We start from the raw sequence: 2,952 nt of genomic DNA on the forward strand, positions 1-2,952 counted from the left end.
GATCTCCGGGCGCAGGCTGGCCAGCGCTCCCGGTGCCGGGGTGACCGTCTCGCGCATGGCCGCGATCGCGGTCGCCTGCAGGGCGAGCACGCCGATCAGGGCCAGGTAGATGAGATGGGTGGGATCAGGCAGGAAGCGGACCGCCAGCGCGGACAAGATCGCGCCGCTCGCGCTGCCCATGCCCGGCGCCACCGCGTTGGCGAACGTGCCGAGCTCGCGGTCCATGTCCAGCATGGCCGCGCCGATCGCGCCCAGGGCCGCGCCAGTAGACAGGCCCTGGACCACCCGCGCCGCTAGCAGCTCAGGCACCCCGGTGGCGGTGGCGAAGATTACCAGCGAGCCCGCGTGCACGGCGATCGCGGTCAGCAGCACCGGCCGGCGTCCGACGTGGTCCGACAGCTTGCCCAAGGTCAGCAGCGCGGCCAGCACCGCCAGCGCGTACACCCCGAACACCACCGTGGTAGTGATCGGCGTGAAGTGCCACTGGGCCTGGTAGATCGCGTACAGCGGGGTCGGGGCAGCGGAGGAGGCCAGCAGCGCCACGATCAGTGAGGCCAGCACGAAGACCGCGGGCCGCCCGCTCAGCCGGCGCGCGAACGGGTCAGCAGGGAGACCGTCGGCGGTCCCGCTGGCCGGACGGCGGACCCGTGCGATCTCTGCTGTCGGCCCGGCGCTGTAGCGGGTTGTCATGGCTGGTTACCCACTCTCATTGAGTAGACAAGTCTGTTCAATAGAGATATTAGACAGACAGGTCTAATCAGTCAAATGCCTCGCCACCGCCGACTGACCAGGGTGCCGGCCAGGGTGTCAACTGTGGCGGCCGGGCGGTCCAGGGTGCGACGGTGGAAACCGACGCCAGACCAGAGAGTGAGGAGCAGGCGGTGCTAGGTGGAGGTGTACGCCGGTTCGGCGGCCCAGTGGAAGTCCTGGAGCTGCCCGGGCCGCGGGAGCTGCGGCCAGACGAGGTGCTGATCGACGTGCAGGCCTGCGGGGTGGGCAACTGGGATGAGTTCGCCCGCACCGGGGGGTGGGACCTGGGTGTCCGGCCGCCGATGGCGCTCGGCGTCGAGGCGGCCGGGCTTGTCGCCGCGGTCGGAGACCGCGTTACGGAAATCGCCGCGGGCGACCGGGTCACCGTGCATTCGGCGCCGCTGCGCGAGCAGGGCACCTGGGCCGGACGGCACATCGCCGCCGCCGCACAGGTGGCCGTCCTGCCGACGGGAGTGCCCGTCGACGCCGCCGCGGCGCTGCCGGTCCCTGCGCTCACCGCTGACCAGGTGATCGATGGCGCGCTGCAGGTCCGTGCGGGGCAGACCGTCCTGGTGCACGGGGCAGGCGGCGTGACGGGCGGCATGCTCGTCCAGCTTGCCGCGCACCGCGGAGCGAAGGTCATCGCCACGGCGGGCGCGGACAGCGCTGGCCGGGTGTCCGCCATCGGAGCCGACACCGTGCTGGACTACCACCAGCGGGACTGGCCCGAACAGGTGCGCGCGCTGACCGGCGGCGGCGTTGACGGAGCGGCCAACGCGGTGCGTGCCGGCTCCGCCGAGGCGATACGGGCGGTGCGGGACGGCGGCCGGCTGGCCACGATCACCGCGGATCTCCCGGACGCCGAGCGGGGCATCGCCACGCAGGCTGTCCAGGTTGTCCCCGACGGCGCACGGCTCGCCGGCCTGGTCCAGCTCCTCGCTCAGGGCGTGCTCACAGTGACGGTGGCCGGCAGCTTCTCACTGGAACGGGCCGCCGCCGCGCTGGCCCAGGCCAGGCACGGCGCCCACGGCTCGGCCACCGTACTGCGGCCCTCAGGCAGTCAGCACGCCGCTAGCCAAAGGTAAAGGAGTAGGTCTCGGCGCCGGGGCCGGGGAACGTGATCTGGAAGGTTCGCTCGGTGACCGGGCCGGGCTGGCGGATGAGCTGGTATAGCCGCGGTTCGGTGATCGTGCCGCGGCCCTGGTCGTCCACGTCGGCGCCGTGTGCGGGGCCGGGTGGCTCGCCGTCGAGGAGCACCTGGAATCGCACCGAAGTTCCCGCGGCTGCCGGCCCCGCGACCAGGTTGAGGTCGCGGGCCTGGAAGCGGTAGGCGATCTGCCCGCCGGCCGCGTTCAGCGTGGCGGCCTCCCTGCCCATCGTCCACTCACCTGACAGAGCCCAGTGGTTGAACCGCAGCGCCGCCGGGGCGCTGTAGATATGCTGCTGGCCGGGTACCGCGCCGCCGGGTGACGCGAAGTTCTCGGTGCGCTCGTAGCCGGTATAGGTCTCCGGTGTTCGCAGGGTGTCCCAGTCAGCAGGCACTTCGAGACCGCGAACGTCGGGCGACACCATGTCCCGTCCGGCCCCGTCGGCGCCGGCCTCGGCCAGCAGCTGCTGGATGACCATTTCCGACTGCTGGTATTCGCCTTCGCCGAAGTGGTGGTGGCGGATGTTCCCCTCCGCGTCGGCGAAGTACAGGGCGGGCCAGTAATAGTTGTCGAAGGCCCGCCATATCGCGTAGTCGCTGTCGATCGCGACGGGGTAATCGATCCGCATGTCCTTCACCGCGCGGCGCACGTTGTCCGGGTTGTGCTCGAACCCGAACTCGGGGGTGTGCACGCCGATGACGACCAGCCCGTGGCCGGCGTACTTCCCCGCCCAGGCGCGGACGTAGGGGAGCTGGCGCAGCCAGTTGACGCAGGTGTAGGTCCAGAAGTCGATCACCACCACCTTCCCGCGCAGCCCGGCCGGCGTCAGCGGCGGCGAGTTGAGCCATCCGGTCGCGCCGTCGAACGAAGCCAGCCTGCCTTCGACGGGAAGCTGGGCCGAAGCCGTGTGCAGCCCGGCCGGGGTGCGCCAATGTATGGCCATGAGCATGCCTTCCTGACCGTCAGAAGCCGGCCGCGTCGATGATCGCCTGGGCGAAGGCTTGCGGGGCTTCCTGGGGCAGGTTGTGCCCGATGCCGCCCTCGACCACCCGGT

3 protein-coding genes are annotated in these 2,952 nt (G+C 71.2%); 1 reads left to right on the plus strand and 2 read right to left on the minus strand.

Annotation, left to right across the window (positions count from 1 at the left end; genetic code table 11):
• On the minus strand, positions 1–690 hold a 690-nt coding region (locus WA805_RS16080; protein WP_425242738.1), incomplete at its 3' end, for an MFS transporter.
• Positions 691–842: 152 nt separating this feature from the next.
• Here WA805_RS16080 and WA805_RS16085 point away from each other — a divergent pair.
• Positions 843–1,835, plus strand: a complete 993-nt coding sequence (locus tag WA805_RS16085) for an NADP-dependent oxidoreductase (protein ID WP_425242739.1) — start codon at positions 843–845, stop codon at positions 1,833–1,835.
• Here WA805_RS16085 and WA805_RS16090 read toward each other — a convergent pair.
• Positions 1,822–2,841 carry a thioredoxin family protein gene (locus tag WA805_RS16090; RefSeq protein WP_422340948.1) on the minus strand — a complete coding sequence of 340 codons (1,020 nt, stop codon included), beginning with the start codon at positions 2,839–2,841 and terminating at the stop codon, positions 1,822–1,824. The genes WA805_RS16085 and WA805_RS16090 overlap by 14 nt on opposite strands.
• Positions 2,842–2,952: the final 111 nt, after the last annotated feature.

The organism is Trebonia sp. (assembly GCF_049794275.1).
Taxonomy (GTDB): Bacteria; Actinomycetota; Actinomycetes; order Streptosporangiales; family Streptosporangiaceae; genus Trebonia.

Coding starts and splice junctions, on each gene's coding strand:
- WA805_RS16090 (WP_422340948.1), bottom strand. CDS start 2,841: ATGGCCATACATTGGCGCACCCCGGCCGGGCTGCACACGGCTTCGGCC.